Genomic DNA, 21,245 nt, shown 5'->3' on the forward strand with positions numbered 1-21,245 from the left:
TGAAGGGGGATTGACAGTGCTGAAAAATGTATTAATTATTGACGATGAAAAGATAATCAGACAAGGAATTCGTCTGTCAGTTCCCTGGGAAGAGCTGGGTTTTAAAGTAATAGGTGAAGCAGAAACTGCCATGGAGGCATTAGAAAAGTTGGACACCTGTGATATTGATCTTGTTTTAGTAGATGTTCAGATGCCCGGAATGGATGGGATTGAATTCATTCAGGAAATGCGGAAGAATTATCCACATCTAAAAGCGTTAATTATCAGTGGACACAGTAATTTTGAGTATATTGCATCGGCACTGAAATTACAGGTCAGTGATTATCTGCTGAAACCAATCAATATCCTGAAGCTTTTGGATACTCTGAAAAATATCAGGGCACAGATTGATAAAGAAGAACAGGAAATAAGTGTCAGCAGAGAGCAAAGAAATATAGCTGGCAAAATGCTTGCCATGCGGCTGATAGGACGTGATTTCAGGAACCGGGAAGAGATAGATTCTTACTGTAACCGCTGTGGGATTGCATATCCGTTGGAAAATTACTGTGTTGTGTCCATGAAGACAAACCAATTTATGTCGGTACTGGAAAATATATTTTCCGGTCAGGCCCAGGAATTTGAAAAAAGATTTGAAGATGCCATGAGAGCTGCTATAGATGAGGATATGCTTTTTGCATCACTAATAGGCAATTATTATGCCGTTGTAGTCAAAAAAGAGGCTGTAGAGACAGTGCAGAATACACTCTACAGAGAAGCGCAGAGGATTGGCATGCAGATAACAATAGGTACTGGCCAGGTATTTGAAAATATATATTTCATGAACATATCATATCTGCAGGCAAATGAAATGATTGACAAGAAGACCAGGGTTGTACAGAGCAAAGAGAAAGCATTGGAAAACAGAATGACGTATCTTTCGGAAGTGTTGATTCAGGAGCTGGAGGAACGGAATTTTGAAAAAGTAGAAGGAATCGTAAATGAGGTCTTTACAGATAACTTTTCAGTCGAACCGGGAAAAGTGCTGAATTGGTGTATTCGCTCACTATGTGATATCGTGGAATATTTTCAGCTTGCAAGCTATCCTGAGATGGAAGGCATTACAGTAGTAGAACTTCAGACAATATCCACTTTATACTTTTACGTGACCTTGCGTACTGTGTATATGAAGAAAATTCAAAAAATATGCAGGTTTTTGAAAGACCTTAAAGGAAACAGCAACGAGGCAATCGTGGACAAAATTTGCGGTATCGTAAAAAAAGAATACATGGATCCGGAACTGTCATTACAAGATATCGCACAGAGAATGAATATCAGTTATAACTATTTGAGTACAGTGTTTAAACAAATTAATGGAAAAAACTTTTCAGCATATCTTATCGATGTGAAAATGTCGCGGGCAAAGCAGATGGTCCTTGAGGGCAGTCTGAAAATGTATGAGATAGCGGAGAAGGTAGGCTACTCAAATGCAAAGTATTTTACGGAACAGTTCAAAAAGACAGTTGGAATGACACCCAGTGAATATAAAAGTTCACATAACAGGAGTCAAAAGGAGGTATAGCAGTGGCATCTGCATTTGATATCAACGTAATAGATGAAAATAGTATAGAAAACATTATTTATAACGGAATTGAAGCTGGGTTCCAGTTTGCGATCCGCTTTACCGCATATCGCGGTACGCAGTTATCCTGCATTGAAAGCTTCACTTTGAAGCTGGATGGTATTGAAGTTGAAAAGAAGGACATACGGTTCTGTATCAATGGAAAGGAGTTCCTGATTGACCAATTAAAAGATTTATATCAGGAATACTGGTTCATCCAGGATAGTGCAATCATAAAGGTTATGAACGGGTCTGCATTGAAAAGAGGGCAGGAGATTAAAATTAATTATTCCTACAGAATTCCATATACAGGTTATTTTGGAGATTATCTGGTACAGGAAGGCAATGGCTGCCAAGTGGCAGGTTGATAGGAGGATACATCATGATTGATATAAGTGTTAGTTTATATAGTTTTTCAGTCAAGTTCTTTGAACGCAGTTATGATTTGGAGGATTGCGTACGAAAAGCAAGTGAATTAGGTTTTAAAGGAGTAGAGATTGTTGCAGCCCAGATGATAGAGAACTATCCAAACCCCACAGATGAATGGTGTGAATGGTTCAAGGGAATTCTGAAAAAATACAACATGGAACCATTGAGCTACAGTGCATACATAGATATGGGACAGCATACAGGAAGGGATCTCACAGAAGAAGAGATATTTCAATGTACATTAAATGATATTATTTATGCAAACAGGCTTGGGTTCCATATCGTTCGGACACAGCATGCAATTTCACCTGCTATTCTTGAGAAAATGATTCCATATGCAAAAAAATGGAATGTATGGATTGGAGTAGAACTTCACGCTCCACACAATTGCAGAGTTGGTGTGTGGAAAGAGTATTTTGAGCTGTTCGATAGAGTCGGAAGCGACTATATTGGAGTGGTACCAGATATGGGCATATTCCAGGAGCATCCCCACGAATTATTTAAACATACCGCAGTGGAAAGCGGAATCGATAAAGTGCAGTTGGAAAGCATGATTGAAGACTTTGAAAATGGTATGTCAAAGGCCTCAATGGAAAAGAAATACAGTATATCAGAAGCTGAACAAATAGCTGTTTTGGATAATATGTATAGCACATTTCATCCAGCTACGCTTGAGGACTTTGAGAGAATGGTTCCACATAGTAAGTACATGCACGGTAAATTCTATTATATTAATGAAAATGAGGAAGATACCTGCATTCCTTACAGGAGTATCGTACAAAAAATCAGCGATCTTGGTTTTCATGGACATATTGCTGCTGAATATGAAGGCCATTTTTCAGATGGGACCATTGACTGCGTAGAGCAGCTCAGAAGATATTCCAATATGATGCATAGACTGGTAAAGGAAATTACGCCTTAAAAGATACAGAGATTTTTGAACTGTAAGCACTTGATGAAAGGAAGGGCAAAATATATGAAAGCTATTTTCAGTTATGACAATCGCTTTTTTAGATTCATGTCTTGTCTGTTCGACTTGATGGTATTGAATCTGTTATGGGTCATAACCAGCCTGCCCCTTATTACAATTGGAGCATCAACCTGTGCAATGTTCAGAGTGATATTAAACAGACAGCAGTGTATTGAGGGATTTTTAATAAAGGATTATTTCAGGGCATTCGCAAGAGATTTTAAAAGAGCATTCATAGCTGGAATTCTTATTTTGTTCTGTTCCGTAATTCTTTTATTTGAAATCACATTCTGGAGTTATCAGACCGGGACAACAGCGGTGTTATGCGTAATATTCTGTATTGCAGCCATAGTTTATTTCACAGCTCTTTGTATTTATTTATTTCCGGTTCTTATTCTGAGAGGGGAATCTGTTATACACAGCTGCATATCTGCATTTTTAATAGCTGTGCAGAATTTACCAAAGACGCTTCTGTTATTGAGTATGATTATATCTACCGTGTATGTTGCTGTTCATAACGAAGCGGCAGCGATGATATTTTTATGTGTCGGAGGATCGGGATTTTGCTATATAATCTGCTTGTTTGTACTGCAGATGCATAGAAAATATGAAACAGGGGAAAAGGAGCAGGAAAATGGATTTTCAAGCATATAATAAGATTTTAATTTGTAATGACAAAATAAAAAACGTCAAGATTGGCGATACAGTAATCGGATATGTGTTTCAGATTAAATATCCGTCCTATAGAGGTGCATTTTTAAGCTGCATAGAAGATTTGTGTTTTTATATAGACGGAAGTTTAGCAGAAAGAGAAGATATCCGGTTTAAATTAAATGGAAAGGATTTCTTGCTGGATGAGTTACCTGAGTGCTATAAAGAATATTGGTATGTGAGAGAAAAAGCATCTATATTTATTAGAAGACCGGGCGGTCTCACTGCAGGGAAACATGAAGTGCGGGTATATATGAAGCACCGGGTTCCATACACGGGATATTTTGGAGAATATCTGGTATTGGAAAGTGATGTAACCAAGTATCTATCAGCAGAGTAGAAAAAAAGGAGACTTAAAATGGAACAGGATATAAAGCTGGGAATTTCACTATATAGTTTTTCTACAGAGTTTATCCACGAAAAAATGGATTTGGAAGGCGTTATAAAAAAGGCGCACGATATGGGATATAAAGGGGTAGAAATTGTAGCTGCGCAGATGGTGCCGGATTATCCATATCCGACAGATGAATGGCTGGAGAACTTAAGAAATCTTTTAGAGAAATATGAACTGGAGCCGGTTTGCTGGAGTGCATATATAGATATGGGTATCCGTACAGACCGTGATCTTACTGAGGAAGAAATCATTCAGTTTACAGAAAATGATTTAGTCTATGCAAAAAAAGCTGGTTTTCCCATGGTGCGGACACAGCATGCGATTTCTCCCGCAATTTTTAAGAAGATGATACCTGCTTGTAAAAGACTGAATATGAAGCTTACTATTGAGATGCACCATCCGCATCATCCGGATATTCCTGTCTGGAAAGAATATTTCGAAATCATGAGGAAAGAAGGAAAAGGCATTTTGGGATTTGTGCCAGACTTCAGTATCTTCCAAACTATGCCTCACAGACTTTATTTAGAACAGGCAGTATCGTTTGGCTGCAGACCGGAAAAACTTGAGGAAATCATCGAGATACATAAAAATTCAAAAGATTTAGACGCTGTAATGCAAGGGGATTTCAATGATATAGAAAAACATACTGCAGAAGAAATGTTCAGTAAATTTTCGGCTCCTGCAGATATTTCACAGATTAAGGATTTTATAGACTGTGCATTCTATATTCACGGAAAATTTTATTATCTGGACAATGATGAACATGATCCCTGCATTCCATATGAAGCGATTATTGCGGAAATTAGGGCTGCCGGGTATCAGGGATATATCGCCAGTGAGTATGAAGGACATCACTTTGATGAGACTGTAGATTCAGAAGAGCAATTGAGACGTTTTGTGGCAATGAATCAGAAGCTATTAAACAAATAAAGGAGGATTATCAGAATGAGAGATGGAAAATTGCAGATAGGATTAGTTGGATGTGGAGGTATTGCTAATAACAAGCATCTGCCGGCACTTTCAAAGATGAAAGAACTGTGCGAGATAATTGGGTTCTGCGATATTATAGAAGAACGTGCAGCAAAAGCCGCAAAAGAGTACGGGACTGAAGACGCAAAAGTATACACGGATTACAAAGAAATGTATAAGGATGGGAATATTGACGTGATTCATGTTCTGACTCCTAATGTACTGCATTGTGCTGCAACAACGGCAGCATTTGAAGCGGGTAAGCATGTAATGTGTGAAAAACCCATGGCACATAATACGGAAGATGCTGAAAAAATGTTGGATGCCTGGAAAAAGTCAGGAAAGAAATTCACCATTGGTTATCAGAATCGTTTCCGCCCTGAGGTGCAGAATCTGAAAAAGGCATGCGAAGCCGGTGATCTTGGGGATATCTATTATGGAAAGGCACATGCTGTCAGACGAAGAGCTGTCCCTACATGGGGAGTTTTCCCGAATAAGGCATTGCAGGGCGGCGGACCGCTTATAGATATAGGGACACATGCCCTGGATCTTACATTATGGATGATGGATAATTATGAGCCGGTGTCAGTTTCGGGTCAGGTTTTTTATAAACTGGGTCATCTGCCACAGGCTGTTGAAGGAAATATGTTCGGGCCATGGGATCCGGAGACTTATGAAGTGGAAGACTCTGCAATGGGATTCATCAAGATGAAAAATGGTGCACTGATCAATCTGGAGGCTGCATGGGCAATCAACATGATGGAATCGAGAGAAGCGTCAACGACACTTTGCGGAACTGTTGCTGGTGCAGAGATTCATTCTGGAATGAGTTACAAAGAAGATGAATTGTATTATAATCGCGGAAGAAATGGGCAGCTAATGAATGAATTGATTGCACCGGGTGGAAATATTGCTTACTTTGAAGGCGGATCGGGAGAACCGGGTGAAATGGAGGCAAAGCAATGGCTGGAAGCAATCATAAATGACACAGAGCCATTAGTGAAACCAGAGCAGGCATTTAAAGTAACGCAGATTCTGGAGGCAATTTACAGATCGGCAGAAACTGGTGAGGAAGTCATCCTGTAAAAGCAGGATACATAACAGGGGGTAGGAAAATGAAACTGGGATTTATAACTGCAATATTAGAAAATTATACTTATGAACAGATGATGGAATTTGCGTCAGTGGAAGGCTTTGAGTGTGTAGAAGTGGCATGTTGGCCTGCAGGAGATGCAGAACGCCGATATGCAGGAGTGAGCCATATCGATATAGGAAAAGTTCTTGAAGATAATACCTATGCGGAATATATTGGGAATCTAAGCAGGGCTAAAGGTGTCGAAATCTCTTCGTTGGCATATTATCCCAATATATTGGATGCCGATCAGGCGAAGGCATTAGCATGCAGAGAACACTTGAGAAAAGTCATTATGGCCAGTGCAAAATTGGGTGTGGGCATGGTGACAACCTTTATCGGAAGGGACCAGACGAAGACAGTAGAAGAAAATCTGAAGATTGTCAGAATGGTGTGGCCGGAACTGCTGGAACTTGCCGGGGCGAACGGAGTCAAAATTGCAATTGAAAATTGTCCCATGCTTTTTGGAGCGGACCAGTGGCCGGGCGGACAAAATTTAATGACGACACCGAGCAATTGGAGAAAGATATTTGAGATTCTTCCATATGACAACCTTGGGATAAACTATGACCCATCCCATTTTGTATGGCAGATGATTGATTATATCAAACCTCTGTATGAATTTAAGGATAAGATTTTCCATGTTCATTATAAAGATATAAAAGTATACAGAGACAAGCTTGAAGACTGTGGAACCATGGCTTATCCGCTGCAATATATGCAGCCAAAGCTTCCGGGACTTGGAGACATAGACTGGGGTAAATATGTGTCTGCTTTAACTGATATTGGGTATGATGGTTATACTTGTATCGAGGTTGAGGATAAAGCTTTTGAAAACAATGAAAAGAAAGTCCTCGATTCACTTAGGTTGAGCAAACACTATTTGAAGCAGTTTGTAATTTAGTGTGTCTGTATGGAAAAGAGATTACCACCAGTTTTTTTATTATTAATGATGCTGATGTCTATGACCGCAGGAGCTATGGCGTTAAACAAGGTATCGCCAATAATATCTATTATTATCCCGGAGCTGAATTTGTCAGGCAGTGCACAGGGCGGGCTGTTGATTTCGGTTTTTGCCGTATCGGGCGTATTCCTGGCAGTGCCAATTGGGGTGATCATGCAGAAGTTTGGCTGTTATAAGGCTGGTATTTTTGCACTGTCTGCACTGGTCATTGGTCCGTTCATTGGTATGCTATATATGAATTTTGCTGTTCTTTTAATAAGCAGAGTAATTGAGGGAGTTGGCTTAATCATATTAACGACCATAGGACCGGCTGTTATAGCTCATGAATACAAAGATAGAAATCTTGGTGCTGCTATGGGGATTTTAATGTGTTTTATGATATTGGGTCAAATTATTATGCTGAATGCTGCCCCGAGGATAGCAGCTTTTAGTAGTTGGAAAATAGTATGGATGGGGACTGCTGCTTATGCTCTTATATTTTTGTTATTGTGGATATTCATGCTAAAAAAACTGGATTGGTGTATGAAGGACGAGATGATGGACGGGGAAAATAGGATTCAGATGTTTCCAAAAGAAGTATTTTTGAATTGGAAGCTTTGGTGTCTTGGGCTGACCTTTATGCTGGCACTCATTGCACAGCAGGGAGTTGTCGCTTTCCTGCCATCATACTTAACAGATGTAAAGGGTATGCCTGCATCTGCGGCAGGAAGTATGGTCAGTGCTGCGGCGTTTGTCGGAATCCCTACAGCAATATTATCTGGTATCATTTCAGATAGACTGGGTTCAAGAAAAAGACTTATTGTTATATTTATGGTGATGTCATCCATTGTGTATGCAGTAATGCCAATTTTTCCATCATCTCAATATATCCTGATTATATTATTATTTGGAATATCTGTTTATGGAATTGTGGGACTATGCATTTCCACTGCATCAGAACTTGTGGGCTCACAGAATGCAGGCATGGCTGTTGCATTTATGAATATGATGCAGTGGGGTGGTATAGTCATGAGTTCAGCAGTATTTGGCTCATTGATTGATGGGATTGGCTATACAGGTGCATTTTACTGCCTGGTTCCAATTACTATAGCGGGAGCGCTGCTGACGTTTATAGTGTAGAAATGGCACCTTGGTCCATAGAAAGAGAGCAGTATTCTATCTGTTCAGCCAGTTCCTGGCGTATTCCAAGACCGCCGGTGATATGCAGGTCACAAAACCGGACATCTCTGATGTGGTGTCCGGGCTCTGCAAAGCCGCACAATTCAATGGCATGGCAGTCAGACCAGGTTTCGTCGAGACTCCTGCCGGTGATGTGAATGCGCTCATATCGCAGATTTTCAAATATCGGAGGATACGGCGCAGGGATGCCGTCATTATTATAAGGTACAGAATGAACAAGCAGGCATGGGACCGTACAATCGAGCACTTCAACATTTCGGACATAACCGCCGCGCTTGGAGGTCCCTTTAATTTCAATACCAACCATGGAATTTTTCAAATCACAGTCCCATATCTTGACATCTTCAATTCCACCGGATATTTCACTTCCCATACAAAGTCCATGACCGAATGCACAGTGACAATCAAAAATCCGAATATGACGGCAGGGGCGGCCAATCAGATTTCCTTCCGGATTTTTCCCGGATTTTATCGCTACGGAGTCGTCACCAGTGTAGAAGAGACAGGAAAAGATTGTGCAGTCTTCCGAGGAATCGGGGTCCCAGCCGTCTCCATTCCAGATACCGGTGCTTTTAAATGTGCAGTGATCGGTGACGATGTTGCGGGAGTAGATCATATGGACATTCCAGGAGGCACCGTCAGACAGAGTGAGGCCGCTGATACGGACATCAGAGCAGTTGCTGATATTGATCAGGCGGCCCCGTACCCGGCCGGGAATGGTATTGCTGTTTTCACAGGTGGAGACTAAATCGGCGTTGGCAGCCATAAAGTCCTTCAGGCGTTCCCGCTCTGATGCAATGACTGCCTGTGCCAATTCTTTTCCTCCGCCCCGGATAGTGCCTTTTCCCTGAATGACAATGTTATGGCAGGTTGGTTCACAGGTATGGTCCAGTTCTCCCATATTCAGAAGACTCTGGTAACACTCCATTTCAATCCCTTCAAAGCGGCTGTGTATACGGGGAAGATAATGGGCAGGATTGCTGCTGCCCTGTAAAACAGCACCTTCATCCAGATACAGCTCCATATCGCTGTGCAGACGGAGTGCACCGGTAAGGTAGGTACCTGCCGGCAGATAGACGATATCTCCGGGACCACAGTCATCAATGGCCTTCTGCAGAGCACGGGTGGTCAGAGTCTTGCCGTCTGGGCAGGCATGGTAGGGAGCAGCTGTTACATCTATGCGATGTTTGCAGATCCCTGTGCAGAAGCGGCTGGTCCCAATGAAGTGACCGTCAGGTAAAAAGACGGAGACAGTGTATTTTGTTTGCGGCTGCAGTGGCCTGAGCGTGTAGTGGCTTTTATGAGAAACGGCAATCTGACAGTCATCCAGATAAATGAGATAAGTTTGGTCTGCTGCGGTTTGAGCCGTTTTTTCCCACCATATTTCGGCGGAATCAGCCTGTACATAGTATGATAGAGTTTGCATCTTAGAAAATTCCTTTTATATTTGTTGAAGTATATTTTAGTTACTGTCAAAGTCATTATATAACAAACAAGATAACCGGAACAATGATACTAATCATAGAATATAAGAAATATTACAGTAATTAGTATAACTTTCCTGGATTTTTATTATAGCCGCAGGGCTGCCTGAAATTTATAATAAAATTATAACACTGCTGTAAGACGGAGAGTCTATGGAAAATACAGGATATAAAAAAGGGCAGTGTGATGATAATACAGGAAAAATGAGGTGTAAAAGATGAAATTAATACAGAGGCTTAATCAGCCAGAGCGGGAATTTACACCGATTCCGTTTTGGTTTCTAAACGGTGATTTGAGGGATGAGGAAATCAGGCGGCAGCTGCAGGATTTTTCGGAACATGGGGTATATGGTGTTGTCCTTCATCCCCGAATGGGACTTCCAAAGCGAATCGGCTATTTATCACAAACTTTTTTTCACTATATAAAAACAGCGGTAAAAGAGGCACATCGGCTGGATATGAAGATTGTGCTGTATGACGAAGGAATGTATCCTTCCGGCTCTGCATGTGGCCTGGTAACAGAAGGACACCCGGAGCTTGCCAGTGAGGGTCTGGTGCTTACGCAGAAACTGCTTGACGGGGATGAACTTCTGGCGGACACCTCAGAAGGAAAACTTGTGGTCCGCAAAAGCGGAGGAACCATCCGAGGTATTCACTGGGGAGAAGATGACGGAGAGGAAAATGCACCAAAAAGTGCAGATATTTTGAACCAGAAGGCCGTGGACAGATTTATTTCCTTAACACATGAGCAATATTATCGGGAGTTAAAGGAATATTTCGGCAGTACCATCATCGGTTTTTTTACGGATGAACCCAGTATTCTGGGACGTAACACAAAAGATATGTTTGCATGGACACATGGATTTGCAGAAGAATTTGCAAAGGCAGGCGGAAAAGCGGAAGACCTTGCAGCATTATTTTCGGGGAAGGAAAATGCATCCGTCAGGATATATCATGAATTGCTTCTGGAACGGGAAAGCAGGGTTTATTACGGCAGTCTCAGTCTGTGGTGTGAGGCTCACGGTATTGCGCTTATGGGACATCCCCATGAGAGCGATGACATAGAGGTGGAAAAGTATTTTCATATTCCCGGTCAGGACCTGGTGCTGCGCCGGGTAGCACCGGAAAAGGATGCAGTCGCAGGCATAGATTCCACCATGGCAAAATGCAGTGCAGATGCAGCCAGACTGATGAAAAGAAGAAGAAATGCAAATGAATGTTTTGGTGCATGCAACAAAGACGATAACTTGTGGCAGCTGTCCGGTGGAGATATCAAGTGGTATCTGGACTGGCTGGCAGTCAGAGGCGTAAATATGTTCATTCCTCATGCATTTTACTATAGTATTGCAGGAAAACGAAAGGAGGAGCGGCCGCCGGATGTGGGACCAAACAGTATCTGGTGGCCATGGTATCAAAAATGGGCAGTTTATATGAGCCGTCTCTCCTGCCTGATGACAGATGCTGAACTGTATGCATCTGCCGCTGTACTCTGCCGCAACAGGGAATTGAAACCAGAGCTGACAGCAGAGCTGTACAGACGCCAGGCGGGTTTTCAGTATCTTCCCGAGAGTGTGTGGTCAGCGTGCAGCGTGGAAAATGGTATGCTGATATATCAGGGGAAAAGCTACAGTGTGGTGCTGGGGGATGAGGAAAATAGATTCCCGGGTGTGACAGATGATATAGAGAAGGTAACCTGTGACTGCAGCTGTAACCCGCCGGTACCCTGGCTTCGCTGTGCACATGTGCGCAGAGAAGATACGGAATGTTGGTTTTTGGTCAATGAAGGGGAGGAAGCGGTTGATACACTGCTCACACTTCCGACAAACAGCAGACTGGGAAGTTATGATCTGTGGACAGGCCGCAGCCATGCAGTGACAGCAAATAGGAACGGGCAGGAGGTTTCAACAGAGCTCTTTCTTCCGCGCAGGGGAAGTATTCTGCTGTTTGGCTGTTCAGAAGAGGAGTACAGGAATCTGGAACAGCCGGTAAAAGCAAGAGAAGTTGCACAGCCTGTATTCATTCTCCAAAATGAGGATACAGAGCAGATCAAAAAGGAGTATAGGGCGGAGCTCGTGTGCAGTGCAGAAGAAATATCAGAAAAGGTGCTTACGCTGACAATAGATACCCAGGAAATGACAGAGTTGAAAGTAAACGGTGTTTCTGCGGGGGTATCTTTCTGGTCACCACATTGTTTTGAAGTGCAGGAAATGGTGCATGAGGGGAAAAATCAACTGGAACTGACTGTATATGGAAGCCTGGCAAACCGATATGGAAAAAAGGTGCCTTATGGATTTTGAATTTAAGCCCTGATTATGATAAAATAAAGCTCGAGGAATCGGACGTCCGATTTTAATAGGATGCTGCAGGAAGATTATGAAGGGGGAGAATATCATGTATACCATTTTACTTGCAGATGACGAGGAGAGTGTGATTGAGGTGCTGAGGAGCAGCATAGGCTGGCAGGAGCTGGGAGTGGGTACGCTGCTGTCGGTGATGGATGGCATGGCGGCACTGGAGGAATTTGAAAAGCATAGGATCGATCTGCTGATTGCAGATATTCGTATGCCTCGGATGGACGGCATGGAACTGATTCGCAGAGTAAAGAAAATCTCTCCCTGGACCCGCTGTATTCTTTTGACAGCATATGGGGAATTTGAATACGCACAAATGGCAATCCGGCTGGGCGTTGAAAATTATCTGTTAAAGCCCATTGTCAAAAATGAGATTGAGCAGACTGTCCGCAGCGCACTTGACAATATCTACCAGAAGCGCGGCAGTACAGATAACCTTTTGAAAGAGAATACGCTGCGCCGCTGGATGGCTGGCACCATTGGGGAGGAGGAATTGGCGGAGAGGGCTTCTGTTCTGGAAATCAATCTGTACCGGCCGGCTTATTGTGTCATATGCATAGCAAAGAAACATGATGTTTCAACAGCCCTGTTTCGGGCGGCCTGTATGGAAGCTTTGGAAACACAGTATGATATCTATACCTTTTGGGATGACAAGGGACGGTTTATGATGATCTTGGGCGGCAGGGCAATCGAACTGGATATGCTGGAAAAGACAGTAATGGAGGCAGCAAAAAAGGCAGATACAACAGAAAATGTGGCAGTATCCTTCGGAGTTGTTGTAAATGAAGCAGATTCTCTGCATGTCAGCTATCAGACTGCAATGGATACCCTGGAACAGGCAGATTTGCGGACAGCAGAAATTGTTCTGCCTGTCAGAAAACCGGGGACGAGTTATCTGTCAGATCTGCTGGCAGGTGAAGTCCGTACTCTATATTATGAACAGAAACGGGAATCACGGATGAACGGATACCGGCACATAGCAGGGAAACTCTGCGGAAAGCAGCATTGGAATACAGAATACGGAATCTGGCTGGTCAGAGCATGCATCCAGGTGTTGGTGGAAGAATTCCCTCAGCGGGACGGGCTGCAGGAACAGGTTTACAGAGCGGCGCCATCGGGGATGTGGCCGGAAGAACCGGAAAAGGCAGGAAAGAAGGTCATAGATTTTCTGGACAGGGTATATCCGATTTTTGAAGAATGCCTGAACAGCTATAGTCCTATGGTACAGAGGACAATCCGCTATATACGGGATATGGTACTGGAAGGGGAATTGATCTCACTGAAAGAGTACTGCAGCAAAATCGGGATGAATTCTGCTTATCTGGGCCATGTCTTCAAGACGGAAACAGGATTATTTTTCAATGATTATCTGAACCAATGCAGAGTGGAGCGTTCCATTGTGCTTATGCGCAATCCTGACCGAAAACTGGGAGAAATTGCGGAACTCGTTGGTTTTTCCTATGCCAGTTATTATATCAAATGTTTTCGCAACTGCAAGGGTGTTTCTCCTTCTGTTTACCGGCAGGGACTTCTGCGAACGCAGGACGCTGAGAAGATGACAGGAAGAGGGGTAGGATGACACGTAAATATTTGTTTCAAAATAAAGTAATTCTGACGTTGATATGCTGTTACCTGGTGATTATTGCGGCAGTTACAGGGGTGGCAAGCCGTATTTCATACAGTCAGAAGCAGGGAGAACTGCTTTCCAGTCTGAATATGACTCTGGTACGGGCAGTGAATGAATTTGAGGATTTGACGGATGATTTTTGGAATCTTTATATTCCCATGTTTGACAGAGATACGAATGCACAGAACATTTTGAGCGATTATTTTATTGCGGACGATATGACGGATTTGACAGCCCCCCAGAAAATGGAACTTGCTGAAGCCCTTCATCAGATGTCGGCAAGGGATAATAATGTGCGCTGGATTGCACTTATCTCCAAACATCGGCCAGTCAACTATGCGTGGTTCACAGAACAGAACACCATACAGCCGCTGGGGGAAGAATTCCCTTATTGGGAGGAAGTATCCGCCAAGAAAGATGCCATGGAGATTTATGGAAAGAAAACCATTACAATATTGGGAAAGAGCACGGAGAGCATTGCAATAGCAGGAGGTCTGCCCGGCAGTGTGGGGGATGGTACACTGGTAGTAGGGTTTGATACGGGTGTGTTGGACAGTATATGTAAAAGCGAGAGCGATTTTTCCACCCTGCAGTTTGATGTGACACTTGACGGGAAGAGCCTTTTTACGACTGGGGAAGAACCATATCTTCCGGAAAATCTGCCGGATAAAGGAGAAAGTAAAATTCTCAGTTCAGAGAAAGAAGGAAAACGGTTTGTGAAGGTTTCTGCAGATACAACCCGGTGGGTGAGAATTTATTATTCAGTGGAATGGGAAGAACTCTTCAGGCTGTCGAATCAGGCAACCGGGTTTATGCTGCTGGGTGTGGCTGCATTAGTGGCTCTTTCGCTGATTCTTTATATGGTGATGCAGCATATGCTGAACCGGGAGATGAATACAATCCGTGAGGGTCTGGCCCAGATGGGGGAAAATCATCTGGAGTGCCGGATTGAAGGAGAATTTCATCAGGTGGGATTTTCTGAGATTGCGGCATCCATCAACGCAATGGCTGCCAGCCTGAAGGAGAATATAGACAGGGCTTATTACTATGAACTGAAGCAGAAAGAGGCAGAGCTGCAGGAACTGCAGGCCAAATTCAACCCTCATTTTCTGTACAATTCCCTGGAATTATTCTGTGCACGCTGTTACCAGAACGGGGATGAGGATACGGCAGAATTGATTGCACAGACATCAGCTATTTTCAGAGGATTTATCGGTTCTGCCACGTTTATTCCTATCCGGGAGGAGCTGGCCTTCAGTAAGCGTTATCTGAAGCTGTTCAGTGCCAGATATGGAGATGCCGTGCATATTCTGTATGACTTTGACAGTGAGGTCCTGGAGTACGGAATTGTACGCAATGTCTTTCAGCCGCTGGTAGAGAATTATTTTGTGCATGGTATTGATCCGTCACGAGAAGACAATCATCTTTGTTTTCATGGATATATCCTGGACGAAAATCTGATATGCATTACAGTAGAAGATAATGGCCTGGGGATGCAGAAAGAGAAGCTGGAAGAGCTGAATCAGCGTTTGCAGGAGCCTATCCAGACAGAGACAGAGAGCTATGGCCTGAAGAACCTGCACCAGAGATTAAGGCTTTTTTATGGACCACCCTGTGGTCTGGAACTTTTAGCAAATGAAGAAGGGGGAATTGTGATTCGGATTCTGATCAGGCGGATGACATGCGCAGAAAAAGATTCACATTCTCAATCATAAACTCTATAGCAGAGCAGACTCCGAATGGTTTCGGGGTCTGTTTTTTTGGCTTTTGATTCGTGAAATTAGTATAATTTTCAAAAATTATTCTTATATACGCAGAGCATTTCTTTTTTTATAATATAAATATAACAACTGCTTAACAAATTTACATAAAAAGCATTTGGAATAGCCGGCGAAAAAAATATAAGGAGAAACATGAATATGGCAAAAAATAAAAATCCTGCTGTGAGCAAAAATCGTCTGCACAGCAAAAAATGGGAAAGCTACAAATTATTTCTGTATGTACTTCCATGCCTGATATTTATATTTATTTTTAATTATCTTCCTCTTTGGGGCTGGGCTTACTCATTCTTTCAGTATAAGCCGGGACTGGCACTTTCGGACTGTAAGTTTGTAGGGCTGCAGAATTTTCAGGCATTGTTCGGAAATGCGATTATGCGTGAAAACCTGTTCAGGGTACTGCGCAATACATTTGGTATCCAGCTGCTCAACTATCTGCTGATGCCGGTGCCCATGCTGTTCGCAATTTTTTTGAGTGAAGTGGCCAACACAAAATTTCAGAAGGTTGTACAGACCCTGACTACGCTGCCGCACTTTATCAGCTGGGTCATCATGTTTTCCCTTGCCGGATGTATTTTCGGTTCACAGGGAGTCCTTAATTCCTTACTGAGCAATGCGGGATTTGGAACCATTGACATCCTTACTACTGAAAAACATGTGTGGATCATACAGGCTCTGCTGAACTTGTGGAAGAATATGGGCTGGAACGCAATCATCTACTTCGCAGCTATTGCCGGGCTGGACCAGGAGGTATACGAGGCCGCTATGGTAGATGGGGCCACACGCTGGCAGAAAATCCGTTATATCACGATTCCTCTTTTGATTCCTACTTTCTTTGTACTGCTGATTATGGGAATCGGAAACTTCCTGAATTCCGGTATTGACCAGTTCCTGACCTTTGGCAATGCCATGAATAAAGAGTTCATCGAAGTGCTTGATCTGTATGTTTACAATCTGGGTATCGGAAATGGTCAGATATCCTTCAGTGTGGCGGTAGGTATCATGAAATCCCTGGTGGCATTGGTCCTCTTTGCCGGTGCGAATTTCGCATCGAAAAAGATTCGCGGGACCAGCGTATTTTAGGAAAGGAGGACAGTTATGAGCATTTACGGAAAAAAAGCAGTTGCAAAAACAGGGAATAAGAAGCCGATGAGCCGCTCAGATAAAATATTTAATGTGGTCGCAATCCTGGTTTTTTTGGTTCTTACCTTTATCTGTGTCTATCCCTTTTACTATCTGATGATATGTACCATCAGTGACCAGAAAATGGTGGATTTAAACCAGATTATCATGATACCTCATGGAATTAATTTCCGCAATTACGTAGAGATTCTGGGCGTTCAGAATCTGGCAAACTCCGCATTGATTTCTGTGCTGCGAACAGTAGGCACCACTGCACTGAGCATGGTCTGTACCAGCTATATGGCATATTTTTTCACGAAACAGAATATGTGGGGACGGAAGTTCTGGTATCGTTTTACCATCATCACCATGTACTTTACAGCAGGATTGATTCCGGTTTATTTAAATAATCAGATGCTGGGGTTAAATAATACTTTTTGGATTTACATTATCCCGGCAGCTATTTCGGTATATAACATGGTACTCGTCAAAACCAATATTGAAAGCATGGGACCTGAACTGGAAGAATCTGCTTATCTGGACGGAGCCGGTTATATGACCTGTTTCTTTAAGATTGTGCTTCCGCTTCAGACACCTATACTGGCAACGGTCAGCCTGTTTACAGCAGTCAATCAGTGGAACGATTTCTTTACAACAAAGATGTATATAACAAACACAAAGCTTTATACTCTGCAGTTCCTGTTATACGAACTGCTGAATCAGGTAGCCGCAGCGGCGGAACAGATTGACGTGAGCGGACCGGGAGCTGCGATTACCCCTACAGGTATCCGTTTGACACTGACGGCAGTGGTAATAATCCCCATTTTATGTGTTTATCCGTTTGTACAGCGCTTTTATGTCAAGGGCTTAATGGTAGGCGCGGTCAAAGGATGAGCGGGGATATATAAAAATATAAAAGAAGAGAGAGGGAAAGAACATGAAACGAAAATCTTTGAAAAAGCAGATGGCCGCTGTTCTTGCGGGAACGATGATGCTGTCACTGACAGCCTGCGGTGGCTCTTCGGATTCTGAAGCAGCCAGTAAAACAGGCAAAGATACTGCGGACAAAGGTGCCAAGGAGGAGTACAACATTGGAGAAATTGGCACAACAACATCGGATGAGGTACCGACCATCACCTTTTATCCCAAGGATGCCAACCTGACCAGCGGTATGGTGGATGGATTCAAAGGCGAGTATTTTGCCAAGAGAGGCTTTAACGTGGAGGTCTGGGCTTACTCAGAGGAAAAGACCAATGCCATCATGGCCAGCGGTGAGCTGCCGGATATTATGGTAATCCCTACAGATAACCTGGATGCCATGATTCAGTCCGGTATGCTGCTGAACCTGGATGATTATCTGGACCAGATGCCTCATGTACAGTCCTTCGAGGGACTGGATGTAGCGCTTAATTATGTGCGGAAATTCCGGAGCAACGATACCGGAAGCGTATACTGCATGCCGTTAAATGTAGGCGGCAAGACATCCCGCTATCAGTTGGATGATTCTACAGACAGACGTGGCGTAAAACTCCAGTGGGAGGCATATGAAAAAGCCGGCTGCCCGGAAATCAAGGATATGGACGGCCTGCTGGATGCAGCACAGGCAATGATGGAAGCAATGCCTCAGGCAGATGATGGAAACAGTATGTATGGTACCGTGCTCAATTCTGGTTCTGATGAGGACTACTGGGCATGTATGAACGGCTGGTATCAGTACCAGGGCTATGAAGTGACAGAACTGCCGTATCTCCTGGAAGCCAATATGGCAGAGGGAACCGTATCCCCCATCCTCACCAAAGACAGTAAATATTATGAAGGGCTTAAATGGTATAACAAGGCATATAAACGCGGACTGATTGATCCGGAAAGTATCAGCAATGACCGCGCGACACAGAAGCCAAAAGTAGACAACGGATATGCAATGGTGCCGTCAGGTTTTCTGCCTGGCTGGGCAACGAACTATATGCCTTATCTGATTCCCGGAACCAAGATTTACTTCAATTATGAAAATACGTACGGCCTCTACGATTATGTTATCGGTGTAAATGCAAAAACAGAGAACCTGGAAGCCTGCCTGAACTTTATTGATATGATGTCAGACCCGGATGCTTATCTCTGGTTACGTTCCGGCCCGGCAGGAGAAATCTGGGATGTGGATGAAAATGGCGTGGCAACCTTTACAGAAAAAGGAATGAATTTTGCTAAAGAAAAGAAAAGCGGAGATATGACTGGCTACAAACTGGATTCAGGGGAAGAGCTTACTCTGTGGAATACTCCTTGGATTGTAAATGAAGGTGGTGTACCGACTACTTATACCGATGAAAACGGAGAAAAACGTCCGGGTATCACTACGGCATGGAAAGAAATGCAAGAACTTGTTGCTAATGATGAAGTACATACTTCCTGGAAGGAAGTTTCGGGCTATGAATCCTGGGCAGACTGGCTGAAAGCTGAGAATGCATTGGTAGAAGAGAGCGATTTGACGAATGTAGAGCTGTTTGAAAGCATGCCGGATGATGTGATGCGGCTTACCATTGACTCTATCAGTGACAAGGTCACAACAGCAAGCTGGAAAATGGTTTATGCAGAAACAGACGAAGAGTTTGATAAACTGTGGGACCAGATGGTAAGTGACTGCGAAGGCCTGGGTGCACAGGAACTGATTGAATGGAAACTGGCAGATATCGAAAACGCAAAGAAAGTACGTGATTCCCTGGAAAAATAATAGAGAAAATTTTCCAGAAACAGAAGAAGGAAGGAGGCGGGCAACAGCAAGGCGCTGTTGTCCGTCTCTTATGATTAAGATAAGGAATGTGAAAAATGATGAAATATAACAATCCCATTATTAAAGGCTTTCATCCGGACCCCAGTATATGTCGTGTGGGGAAGGATTATTATCTGGTTACAAGTACTTTTGAATATTTTCCCGGGATTCCAGTATATCACAGTGTGGATCTGATCAACTGGGAACTGATTGGACACTGTATAGACAGGCCGGAACAGCTGCCTATGGAGATTTCAAAGGCATCCGGAGGTATCTGGGCACCCACGATCCGGTACCACGATGGTACTTTTTATGTTACGGCGACATTCAGCGAAAAAGGGAATTTTATTGTCCATTCCAAATCTCCCGCAGGGGGGTATTCTGCTCCGGTGTGGACGGAGATGAATGGGATTGACCCGTCTATGTTTTTTGAAGACGGTGAAATGTACTATTGCGCAAATGACTGGGGCAGGGAAAACGAGGATCCGGAAGGGATTTCCGTTGCCAGAATGGACCCTTTGACAGGAAAGGTAAAGGGCGATATCAAGAGAATATGGACAGGAACCGGTAATGGCTGGCTGGAAGCGCCGCATATATATCATATCGGGGAATACTACTACCTGTTTGCAGCAGAGGGGGGCAGCGGATGGGGACATATGGTGACCACCGCGCGAAGCAGGAGTATATGGGGGAGATATGAGCCGTGTCCTCACAATCCGATTTTGACAAACCGAAATGATACTTCAAAGCAGGTACTGGAGAGTGGACATGCGGATTTGATTCAAGATGCAGAAGGCAATTATTACATTGTACATCTCGCTATAAGACCTTGTATTGGCAGCAAGACAAATCTGGGAAGAGAAACCTTCTTAACACCACTGAAAAAAGAAGACGGATGGTTTTATATAGAAGGAGGAAAGGCAAAGCTGCAGGAGGAAATCTGCAAAACAGTAGAACAGAGAAAGACGAATGCAGTTGAGGCGGATTTTTGTAAAAAAGAGTGGGAAAAAGAATGGCTCTTTATCGGAACACTGGTTCAGGAAAATTACAGCAGGGGGAAAGGTGAGCTGACTTTAAGACCATCTGGGGAAAAACTGCAGGACGGTCAAATGGGAGTGACCTTTGCGGCCATGCGCCAGCCAGACTTTGAGTGTGAGATACAGACAAGTCTGGAATGTCATGGGGACGGCATTGCGTCCGGCCTTGCCGCTTATCTTGCACCGGGATATCTGTACCGAATCTATCTGAGCTGTGAAGCGGGAGAGAGATACGTTGTTGTGGAAAAATTTGCAGAGGATTTTCACCAGATAGTATACAGGGAAAAAGTTGTGTGTAAAGAAATAGGATTTACAATGCGGGCAGACAAAAACAAATACATGTTTTCTTATACCATAAACGGAAATACCATAAATGCGGCGGAATGTTCTGTGCGTTTTTTGTGTACCGGAATACCGAACCGGTGCTTTACAGGCACCGTAGTCGGGGTGTTCGCAGAGGGAGATAAGAGGGAGAGTGCTAGTATTCGGAAGTTTGTGGTGCGGTAAAACACAAACTTCCGATGTTAGGGGTATGATATGCCCCTTGTCAAGTAGACAAATAAAATATCTAAAGTCAAGTACTGATGAATGGCCACACAGTTTCAAGTGTGGTCATTCTCTGGAAATCCCAAGCTGCTTACACATCCAGTTTATACTCCACGCCTTATCTTCATAAAAGTGCTTCACTGGCAGATATTTTGATTCGTAAAGTAATTTTCCAATCCTCACATCTCTTC

General features: G+C 43.3%; 17 protein-coding genes. 16 read left to right on the forward strand and 1 reads right to left on the reverse strand.

Features of this window, described 5'->3' with window-relative positions; genetic code table 11:
- Positions 1-16: 16 nt before the first annotated feature.
- The 9 genes from V8Q34_RS07885 to V8Q34_RS07925 are packed head-to-tail and all read left to right on the forward strand — an operon-like array spanning position 17 to position 8,285.
- Positions 17-1,558, forward strand: coding sequence for a response regulator transcription factor (locus V8Q34_RS07885; protein WP_227211401.1), 1,542 nt, complete (start codon positions 17-19; stop codon positions 1,556-1,558).
- 2 nt (positions 1,559-1,560) lie between these two features.
- The gene (locus tag V8Q34_RS07890) at positions 1,561-1,965 is read left to right on the forward strand and encodes a C-glycoside deglycosidase beta subunit domain-containing protein (RefSeq protein WP_227211399.1); all 405 of its coding nucleotides are present in this window, start codon (positions 1,561-1,563) and stop codon (positions 1,963-1,965) included.
- Positions 1,966-1,979: 14 nt separating this feature from the next.
- Positions 1,980-2,948: a sugar phosphate isomerase/epimerase family protein gene (locus V8Q34_RS07895; RefSeq protein ID WP_256129918.1), complete on the forward strand. Its 969-nt coding sequence runs from the start codon at positions 1,980-1,982 to the stop codon at positions 2,946-2,948.
- Positions 2,949-3,002: 54 nt separating this feature from the next.
- Positions 3,003-3,650: a YesL family protein gene (locus tag V8Q34_RS07900; protein ID WP_227211395.1), complete on the forward strand. Its 648-nt coding sequence runs from the start codon at positions 3,003-3,005 to the stop codon at positions 3,648-3,650.
- A complete protein-coding gene (locus V8Q34_RS07905) occupies positions 3,631-4,047 on the forward strand; it encodes a C-glycoside deglycosidase beta subunit domain-containing protein (protein WP_227211393.1) in 417 nt (138 codons plus the stop codon). The genes V8Q34_RS07900 and V8Q34_RS07905 overlap by 20 nt, the downstream gene beginning before the upstream one ends.
- A gap of 18 nt (positions 4,048-4,065) precedes the next feature.
- A complete protein-coding gene (locus V8Q34_RS07910; protein ID WP_335835192.1) occupies positions 4,066-5,031 on the forward strand; it encodes a sugar phosphate isomerase/epimerase family protein in 966 nt (321 codons plus the stop codon).
- A 15-nt stretch (positions 5,032-5,046) separates the two neighbouring features.
- Entirely contained in the window at positions 5,047-6,156 is a 1,110-nt protein-coding gene (locus V8Q34_RS07915; RefSeq protein ID WP_227211390.1) for a Gfo/Idh/MocA family protein, read from the forward strand.
- Between the two features lie 29 nt (positions 6,157-6,185).
- Positions 6,186-7,106, forward strand: a complete 921-nt coding sequence (locus tag V8Q34_RS07920; protein ID WP_335835193.1) for a sugar phosphate isomerase/epimerase family protein — start codon at positions 6,186-6,188, stop codon at positions 7,104-7,106.
- Between the two features lie 9 nt (positions 7,107-7,115).
- On the forward strand, positions 7,116-8,285 hold the full coding sequence (locus V8Q34_RS07925; RefSeq protein WP_227211387.1) for an MFS transporter: 1,170 nt from the start codon (positions 7,116-7,118) through the stop codon (positions 8,283-8,285).
- On the opposite strand, the gene V8Q34_RS07930 is transcribed toward V8Q34_RS07925, so the two are convergent.
- Positions 8,275-9,771, reverse strand: coding sequence for a glycoside hydrolase family 28 protein (locus V8Q34_RS07930; RefSeq protein WP_335835194.1), 1,497 nt, complete (start codon positions 9,769-9,771; stop codon positions 8,275-8,277). The genes V8Q34_RS07925 and V8Q34_RS07930 overlap by 11 nt on opposite strands.
- Before the next feature lie 276 nt (positions 9,772-10,047).
- Here V8Q34_RS07930 and V8Q34_RS07935 point away from each other — a divergent pair, with 276 nt between their 5' ends.
- The 7 genes from V8Q34_RS07935 to V8Q34_RS07965 all read left to right on the forward strand — a co-directional run bounded on the left by V8Q34_RS07935 (position 10,048) and on the right by V8Q34_RS07965 (position 21,015).
- Positions 10,048-12,126 (forward strand): hypothetical protein, encoded by a 2,079-nt coding sequence (locus V8Q34_RS07935; protein ID WP_227211383.1) that lies wholly within the window; start codon positions 10,048-10,050, stop codon positions 12,124-12,126.
- 94 nt (positions 12,127-12,220) lie between these two features.
- Positions 12,221-13,759 (forward strand): response regulator, encoded by a 1,539-nt coding sequence (locus V8Q34_RS07940; protein WP_227211381.1) that lies wholly within the window; start codon positions 12,221-12,223, stop codon positions 13,757-13,759.
- Positions 13,756-15,522 (forward strand): sensor histidine kinase, encoded by a 1,767-nt coding sequence (locus V8Q34_RS07945; protein WP_227211380.1) that lies wholly within the window; start codon positions 13,756-13,758, stop codon positions 15,520-15,522. Before V8Q34_RS07940 ends, V8Q34_RS07945 begins: the two co-directional genes overlap by 4 nt.
- Before the next feature lie 204 nt (positions 15,523-15,726).
- Positions 15,727-16,668, forward strand: a complete 942-nt coding sequence (locus tag V8Q34_RS07950; protein ID WP_227211378.1) for an ABC transporter permease — start codon at positions 15,727-15,729, stop codon at positions 16,666-16,668.
- Positions 16,669-16,683: 15 nt separating this feature from the next.
- Positions 16,684-17,601 (forward strand): carbohydrate ABC transporter permease, encoded by a 918-nt coding sequence (locus tag V8Q34_RS07955; protein WP_227211376.1) that lies wholly within the window; start codon positions 16,684-16,686, stop codon positions 17,599-17,601.
- Between the two features lie 43 nt (positions 17,602-17,644).
- Positions 17,645-19,432, forward strand: coding sequence for a hypothetical protein (locus V8Q34_RS07960; protein ID WP_335835195.1), 1,788 nt, complete (start codon positions 17,645-17,647; stop codon positions 19,430-19,432).
- A 95-nt stretch (positions 19,433-19,527) separates the two neighbouring features.
- Positions 19,528-21,015, forward strand: coding sequence for a glycoside hydrolase family 43 protein (locus tag V8Q34_RS07965; RefSeq protein WP_335835196.1), 1,488 nt, complete (start codon positions 19,528-19,530; stop codon positions 21,013-21,015).
- The last annotated feature ends 230 nt before the right edge of the window (positions 21,016-21,245 follow it).

Source organism: Blautia sp. JLR.GB0024, assembly GCF_037000545.1.
In the GTDB taxonomy this organism is placed as follows: domain Bacteria; phylum Bacillota; class Clostridia; order Lachnospirales; family Lachnospiraceae; genus Blautia; species Blautia celeris.

Excerpts from the sequence above, each read along its gene's own strand:
- V8Q34_RS07950 (WP_227211378.1), top strand. The coding sequence starts at position 15,727 with ATGGCAAAAAATAAAAATCCTGCTGTGAGCAAAAATCGTCTGCACAGC.
- V8Q34_RS07900 (WP_227211395.1), top strand. The coding sequence starts at position 3,003 with ATGAAAGCTATTTTCAGTTATGACAATCGCTTTTTTAGATTCATGTCT.
- V8Q34_RS07895 (WP_256129918.1), top strand. The coding sequence starts at position 1,980 with ATGATTGATATAAGTGTTAGTTTATATAGTTTTTCAGTCAAGTTCTTT.
- V8Q34_RS07905 (WP_227211393.1), top strand. The coding sequence starts at position 3,631 with ATGGATTTTCAAGCATATAATAAGATTTTAATTTGTAATGACAAAATA.
- V8Q34_RS07965 (WP_335835196.1), top strand. The coding sequence starts at position 19,528 with ATGATGAAATATAACAATCCCATTATTAAAGGCTTTCATCCGGACCCC.
- V8Q34_RS07925 (WP_227211387.1), top strand. The coding sequence starts at position 7,116 with ATGGAAAAGAGATTACCACCAGTTTTTTTATTATTAATGATGCTGATG.
- V8Q34_RS07930 (WP_335835194.1), bottom strand. The coding sequence starts at position 9,771 with ATGCAAACTCTATCATACTATGTACAGGCTGATTCCGCCGAAATATGG.
- V8Q34_RS07940 (WP_227211381.1), top strand. The coding sequence starts at position 12,221 with ATGTATACCATTTTACTTGCAGATGACGAGGAGAGTGTGATTGAGGTG.
- V8Q34_RS07910 (WP_335835192.1), top strand. The coding sequence starts at position 4,066 with ATGGAACAGGATATAAAGCTGGGAATTTCACTATATAGTTTTTCTACA.
- V8Q34_RS07935 (WP_227211383.1), top strand. The coding sequence starts at position 10,048 with ATGAAATTAATACAGAGGCTTAATCAGCCAGAGCGGGAATTTACACCG.
- V8Q34_RS07915 (WP_227211390.1), top strand. The coding sequence starts at position 5,047 with ATGAGAGATGGAAAATTGCAGATAGGATTAGTTGGATGTGGAGGTATT.
- V8Q34_RS07920 (WP_335835193.1), top strand. The coding sequence starts at position 6,186 with ATGAAACTGGGATTTATAACTGCAATATTAGAAAATTATACTTATGAA.
- V8Q34_RS07960 (WP_335835195.1), top strand. The coding sequence starts at position 17,645 with ATGAAACGAAAATCTTTGAAAAAGCAGATGGCCGCTGTTCTTGCGGGA.
- V8Q34_RS07945 (WP_227211380.1), top strand. The coding sequence starts at position 13,756 with ATGACACGTAAATATTTGTTTCAAAATAAAGTAATTCTGACGTTGATA.
- V8Q34_RS07955 (WP_227211376.1), top strand. The coding sequence starts at position 16,684 with ATGAGCATTTACGGAAAAAAAGCAGTTGCAAAAACAGGGAATAAGAAG.